The organism is Mumia quercus, from assembly GCF_025506335.1.
GTDB classification, from domain to species: Bacteria; Actinomycetota; Actinomycetes; order Propionibacteriales; family Nocardioidaceae; genus Mumia; species Mumia quercus.
The window spans coordinates 273,858-280,307 of record NZ_JANZYO010000007.1; the positions used below are offsets into that span (position 1 = coordinate 273,858).

The 6,450-nt window shown below is 70.2% G+C and carries 5 protein-coding genes; 3 read left to right on the top strand and 2 right to left on the bottom strand.

Annotation, left to right across the window (positions count from 1 at the left end; all coding sequences use genetic code 11):
• Window positions 1-6: 6 nt before the first annotated feature.
• Together NYZ95_RS18085 and NYZ95_RS18090 are read right to left on the bottom strand one after the other, a co-directional pair.
• Complete coding sequence (locus NYZ95_RS18085) at window positions 7-1,095, bottom strand: ATP-dependent DNA ligase (protein WP_262852730.1); 1,089 nt, start codon at window positions 1,093-1,095, stop codon at window positions 7-9.
• A 4-nt stretch (window positions 1,096-1,099) separates the two neighbouring features.
• A complete protein-coding gene (locus NYZ95_RS18090) occupies window positions 1,100-3,250 on the bottom strand; it encodes an MMPL family transporter (protein ID WP_262852731.1) in 2,151 nt (716 codons plus the stop codon).
• Between the two features lie 79 nt (window positions 3,251-3,329).
• On the opposite strand from NYZ95_RS18090, the gene NYZ95_RS18095 reads away from it, so the two are divergent.
• From NYZ95_RS18095 to NYZ95_RS18105, 3 genes are read left to right on the top strand one after another with little or no spacing between them, the layout of a single operon-like run.
• Window positions 3,330-4,253 carry an ABC transporter ATP-binding protein gene (locus NYZ95_RS18095; RefSeq protein WP_262852732.1) on the top strand — a complete coding sequence of 308 codons (924 nt, stop codon included), beginning with the start codon at window positions 3,330-3,332 and terminating at the stop codon, window positions 4,251-4,253.
• On the top strand, window positions 4,250-5,023 hold the full coding sequence (locus NYZ95_RS18100) for an ABC transporter permease (protein WP_262852733.1): 774 nt from the start codon (window positions 4,250-4,252) through the stop codon (window positions 5,021-5,023). The genes NYZ95_RS18095 and NYZ95_RS18100 overlap by 4 nt, the downstream gene beginning before the upstream one ends.
• Window positions 5,024-5,025: 2 nt before the next feature.
• Window positions 5,026-5,949, top strand: a complete 924-nt coding sequence (locus NYZ95_RS18105) for a COX15/CtaA family protein (RefSeq protein ID WP_262852734.1) — start codon at window positions 5,026-5,028, stop codon at window positions 5,947-5,949.
• Window positions 5,950-6,450 lie beyond the last annotated feature (501 nt).

Consider the following 6,450-nt stretch of genomic DNA (forward strand, 5'->3'; position numbering starts at 1 on the left):
CCGGGCTCAGCCGAGGACGTCGGCGAGGTCGTACGAGACGACCTCCTCGAGCTGGGCGTACGTGCACGACTCGGGGTCGCGGTCGGGCCGCCACCGCTTGAAGCGGGCGGTGTGCCGGAACCGCGTGCCCTCCATGTGCTCGTACGCCACCTCGGCGACCAGCCGCGGCTCGATCGGCACGAACGAGAGGTCCTTCCCGGCGCTCCAGCGGCTCTGCGCACCTGGCAGCCGATCTCCGGCAGCGTGAGCCTCGGCCTCGGCCCACCGACCCCACGGATGGTCGGCAAAGTCGACCCGGAGCTTGTCCAGCTCCGCCGCGAGCTCCGCGCGGCGGGTCTCCGTGAATGCGGCGCACACGCCGACGTGCTGCAGCACCCCGTCGTCGTTGAACAGACCGAGGAGCATCGAGCCCAGCAGCGGTCGCTCCGGCGTGGACGTCTTGTGGAACCGGTAGCCGGCCACGACCACGTCGGCCGTCCGCTCGTGCTTCACCTTGAGCATCGTGCGGGCGTTCTGCTCGTACGGGGCGCGCAGCGGCTTGGCGACGACACCGTCGAGGCCCGCCCCTTCGAACTGCCCGAACCACTCCTGCGCGACCTCGGGGTCGAGCGTCGTCCGCGTCGTGTGGACGGGGTGAGCAGCGTCCTGCAGCGCCTCGACGAGCCGGGCGCGCCGCAGCTCGAACGGCTCGCCGGTCAGGTCGTCGTCGCCGAGCGCCAGGAGGTCGAACGCCACGTACGAGGCAGGTGTCTCCTCGGCGAGCAGCCCGATGCGCGACGCGGCCGGATGGATGCGTTCCTGCAGCACCTCGAACTCGAGGCGCCCGTCCCTCGCGACCACGATCTCGCCGTCGAGGACGCAGCGCGGCGGCAGCTGCGCCTTGAAGGCGGCGACCAGCTCCGGGAAGTAGCGGGTGAGGTCACGCGTGTTGCGGCTGGTCATCTCGACCGTGTCGCCGTCCTTGAAGACGATGCAGCGGAACCCGTCCCACTTCGGCTCGTACGACAGGCCGCCCTCGACCTTCGCGGGGTCAGGGATGCCCTTCACCGACTTCGCCAGCATCGGACGGACCGGCGGCATCACCGGCAGCTGCATCGCGTCATCCCCTCTCCGAGGCACGGACCGGTTCCTCGAGCTCGTCCGCGTCGCGCGCGCGGTCGGCATGGCCGGGCCACCAGGCGGCGTGACCCAGCAGCGCGGTCAACGACGGCGTGAAGAACATCGACATCACGAACGCCGCCACCAAGATGCCGAACGAGATCGCGAAGCCCATCGACACCAGCAGCGGGTTGCCGCCGAGCATCAGCGCGGCGAACGAACCGGCGAGGATGATCCCGGCAGCCGCGATCGTCGGGCCTGCATGTCGTACGGCCCAGGCGGCCGCCGCCCGTGGGTCCTTGCCGTGCCGTGACTCCTCGCGAAGCCTGGCGATCATCAAGATGTTGTAGTCGGTGCCGAGCGCCGTCACGAACAGGTAGATGTAGATCGGCAGCATGAAGATGAGGCCGTCCTGGCCCTGCCCCACCTGGAACACCAGCACCGTCGCGCCGAGGGTCGCGGCGAACCCCAAGCCCACCGACGCCATCAGGTAGAGCGGCGCGACCAGGCTCCGCAGCAGGAGCGCGAGGATGATCATGATCATCAGCGCCGCCGCAGGGAAGACCACCGAGTAGTCGCGGATCATCGCGTCCTGCAGGTCGACGAAGATCGAGGTCGTCCCGCCGACCAGGGCCTCCGCCCCGTCCGGTGCGGCGGAGTGCGCCGCGTCCCGGATCGGACCCTCGACCTTCTCCATCGCCGCGTCCGACATCGGGTCGTCGTCGAGGGTGGTGACGAAGATCGCCGCCGTGCCGTCGCTGCTGGGGATCGGGGGCGCCACCTGCGCGACGCCGTCGGCCGCACCGAGCGCCTCGGCGTACTGCGCGAAGTCGGCCTGGTCGAGAGGCGCGCCGTCGGTGCTTCGCAAGACGACGGTCTGCGGGGCGGTCGCGCCGGCCGGGTAGCCCTCCAGCATGCGGTCGCTCGCCACCATCGACTCGGCGTCGTCGGGAAGGCTCAGCTGGGAGAAGTCGAACGACGGCTTGAAGCCGAACGCGAAGACGGCCAGCGAGGCCAGGAGCAGGCCAGAGGCGAGCGCGAACCGGCCCGGGTGCCGCCCGAGTGCCTCGCCCATCGCGCCGAACCTCGCGCCCTCGGGCTCCTTCTTCCACGCCTTCGACGGCCAGAACACCTTCGTGCCGAGCAGGGAGACGACCGCGGGGATCAGCGTGAGCGCCGCCACGACGGTGACGGCGACCGCGATCGCCAGAGCAGGGCCGATCGCGCGGAAGACGCTCAAGGTCGACAGCACGAGGGCGAGGAAGGCCACGATCACGGCGCCGCCGGCTGAGGCGATCGCCTCACCGGCCCGCTCGATCGCGTGGATCATCGCCTGCTTGGGCTCCTCGCCCTCACGCAGCCGCTCTCGGTAGCGGAACATCAGGAAGAGGATGTAGTCGGTGCCGATGCCGAACAGCACCACGATGAGGATGACCGTGATCGACGAGTCGGTCTGCAGGCCGAACAGGTCGTTGGCGTACGCGATGAGGCCGGTCGCGACCTGGGAGATGATCGTGATCACGACGATCGGGAGCAGCGCGATGATCGGGCTGCGGAAGATCACCAGCAGCAGCACGACGATCAACCCGATGGTCGCGACGCCGACTGCTGCCTCCGCGCCGCTCGCCGCCTCGGTCGCGTCGAGGTTCTGGGCGATGGACCCGGTGACGGCGACCCGCAGGTCCGTGCCGTCGGCCGCGTCGCCGACCTGCTCACGAAGGTCTTCGGCGCTGTCGTTGAGCGCGACGTCGAACGGATCGGTCCCCTCGGCGAGCCCGACGCTGATCGTCTGGACGAGGCCGTTCTCCGACGGAGGATTGGCACGAATGTCGTCGAGGAGGTCGATGTCGGCGGCGCCGAGCTCCTTCGCCATCTCTTCGACCGCCGCGACGTCCTCCGCGCTCAGCCGCGCCCCGTCGGCGCGGTCGACGACCACGATCGCCGCCGGCTCGGTGTCGGCCAGCTCCGGGAACGCCTCCTGCTGCGCCTCCATGGCCTTGATCGACTCGTAGTGGCCGGGCAGGAAGTCGGCCTCGTCGGAGGTCGAGTCGAGCGCGGGCGCTGTGGCGACCACCACGACGGCCAGCAGGATCCAGGCGAGGATCACCTGCCAGGGATGACGGACGACATAGCGACCCAGCGTGCCGAACAAGGGACCCCCTTTGACGCGGCGCTGCCCCCGCGGCAGCCCCAGACGATCCCATCCAACACTGGATCCATAGAATGTCCCAGTGGATTTCCCCGCCGTAGAGGTCGCCGGCCTCGTCATGCGCTACGGCGACGCGACGGCGGTCGACGGGCTCAGCCTCACCGTCGACCCAGGCACCGTCACGGCGGTGCTCGGCCCCAACGGCGCCGGGAAGACCACGACGATCGAGACCTGCGAGGGCTACCGCACACCCCAGGAGGGCAAGGTCCGGGTCCTCGGTCTCGACCCGGTACGCGACGCGGCGCGCCTGCGTCCCCGTGTCGGCGTCATGCTGCAGAGCGGCGGCGCCTGGTCGGCCTCGTACCCGCACGAGATGCTCCGCTACGTCTCCCGCCTCTACGCCAACCCGCTGGACGTCGACGCGCTCGTCGAACGCCTGGGCCTCGGCGGCGTCGGCCGGACCCCGTACCGGCGCCTGTCCGGCGGCCAGCAGCAGAGGCTCGCCCTGGCGACCGCGCTGGTCGGACGCCCCGAGCTGGTCTTCCTCGACGAGCCGACCGCAGGACTCGACCCGCAGGCCCGCCGGGCGACCTGGGAGCTGGTCGACGAGCTGCGCGCCAGCGGCGTCACCGTGGTGCTCACCACCCACTTCATGGACGAGGCCGAGCGGCTCGCCGACTGGGTCCACGTCCTCGACCACGGCCGGCTGATCGCGTCCGGCACGCCGAAGGGTCTGACGAGCGAGGGCGCCGAGAACACGCTCCGTCTCACCGGGCCCCCCGGGATCGACGTCTCCGGGCTCCTCACGGCGCTCCCAGAGGGTACGCAGGTCGTGGAGCAGGCGCCCGGCACGTACCTCGTCTCCGGCACGATCGACCCGCCGCTGCTCCAGAGCGTGACCACATGGTGCGTCGACCAGGGGATCCTGCTCGACGGCATCGCCGTACGCCGGCGCACGCTCGAGGACGTCTTCCTCGACCTCACCGGACGGGAGCTGCGCTCGTGAGCCTCGACTTCGCACCCCGCCCGGGCGCTGCACCGATGCCCCGCATGGTGGCCGCACAGACGCTGATGGAGACGCGGCTGCTGCTGCGCAACGGCGAGCAGCTCCTCCTCGCCCTCGTGATCCCGCTCCTTCTCCTGGTGGCCGGCACGGAGGCGACGCGCATCGTCGACCTCGGGCCCGGGCGCCCGATCGACATCATCACTCCGGGCGTGCTCGCCCTCGCGATCCTCTCGTCGTCCTTCACGTCGCTGGCGATCGCCACCGGATTCGAGCGCCGGTACGGCGTGATCAAGCGGCTCGGCACGACGCCCCTCCCCCGCTGGGGCCTGCTCGTCGGCAAGATCGGGTCGGTGCTGCTGGTCCAGGCGGTGCAGCTCACCGTCCTGTGCCTGGTGGCGCTGTGGCTCGGCTGGGAGCCTGCTGGCGGCGCGGCCTCATACGGATGGATGGTCGTCCTCGCGCTGCTCGGCACTGCCGCATTCGCCGGACTCGCTCTCCTCCTGGCAGGTACCCTTCGAGCAGAGGCGACGCTGGCGATAGCCAACCTCGTCTACGTGCTGCTGCTCGTGGGAGGAGCGGTGCTCGTTCCGCTCGACCGCTACCCCGAAGCGGCGCAGACGTTCTTGCAGCTGCTGCCATCGGGTGCCCTCTCGGAGGGCATGCGCACCGTGTTCGAGGGGGGTGCACTGCCGACCTCGAGCGTGGTGGTGCTCGTCGTGTGGGCCGCAGTCGCGTCGATCGCGACAGCGCGAACGTTCAAGTGGGAGTAGACATGCTGGAGAGGTTCCGTACGGCGACGACCGGGTTCGTCCGCGGGTGGGCGTGGGCGTCGCTCGTCGCGAACATCGGCATCATCGTCACCGGTGCTGCTGTGCGACTCACCGACTCGGGCCTCGGGTGCCCGACCTGGCCCCGGTGCACCGACGCCTCCTACGTGCCGCACGGTGAGCTCGGCATGCACGGCGTGATCGAGTTCGGCAACCGGCTGCTGACCTTCGTCCTGGTCGCGATCGCTATCGCCACGTGGTTCGCGGTGCGCACCTGGCGCCCGCGTCGACCGCGCGCGATGGTCGTCGCCACGCTGATGGCGCTGGGTGTGCCGCTGCAGGCGGTGATCGGTGGCATCACGGTGCTCGTCGATCTCAACTCGTGGGCCGTCGCCGTCCACCTCGCGGTCTCGATCGGTCTCGTCAGCCTGTCCACGGTACTGCTGCGGCAGACCTACCACCCGGCCGAGTGGTACCCGCCCACCGTGCCGACGCCCGCCCGGACGCTCGGCTGGATCGTCTACGGCGCGATGTGGGTCACCGTCATGATCGGGACGGTCGTGACGGGTGCGGGGCCGCACGCCGGTGATCCGGACACGCCCCGCAACGGCTTCGACCCGGTGTCGGTCACGCAGCTCCACGCCGACGCCGTCTTCCTGCTCCTCGGCCTCTCGGTCGGGCTCCTGCTCGCATACAAGGCCGTCGGTGCGGCAGCCGTCGCGGTACGCGCAGCGACCGTGCTGCTCGCCGTCGAGCTCGGGCAGGGCGTCATCGGGTTCGTCCAGTACTTCACAGACCTGCCGATCCTCCTCGTCGGCCTCCACATGCTCGGCGCCGGCATGCTCGCCGCCGCTGCCACGTGGGCCGCGCTCGAGTCGCGCACCCCGGCGTCGTACCCGAAGGTCGTCCAGCCCGCCGCCACCGTCTGACCGCCCGATACGCCTAGCTGGTCGAGTAGGGGGCGAGGCGCTAGCCGAGCCCACGTATCGAGACCTCTTGGGACTACTCGGCGCCACTTCGCACCACTCAGCGACGCTTCGAGGCGTCGCTGAGTGTGTCGAAGCGGCGCTGACCGGTCTCGATACGCCCTCGCCTAGCGGCTCGGACTACTCGACCACCCAACCCTCCGCTGGTCGAGTACGGCGGAGCGCCAGCGGAGCCCGCATCGAGACCACGGGTCTCGATACGCCCTCGCCTAGCGGCTCGGCCTACTCGACCACCCAACCCTCCGCTGGGTCGAGTACGGCGGAGCGCCAGCGGAGCCCGCATCGAGACCACGGGTCTCGATACGTCCTCGCCTAGCTGTAGTTCCTCGGGACGTTGTGAACGGTTGAGTTAGCGAAGACCTCCGCGACGATGTGGGTTACCACACTCACGTCATCCACGGAGGTCTTCGTGACTCACGCTAACGCTCCTTTGACGCCGGAGGG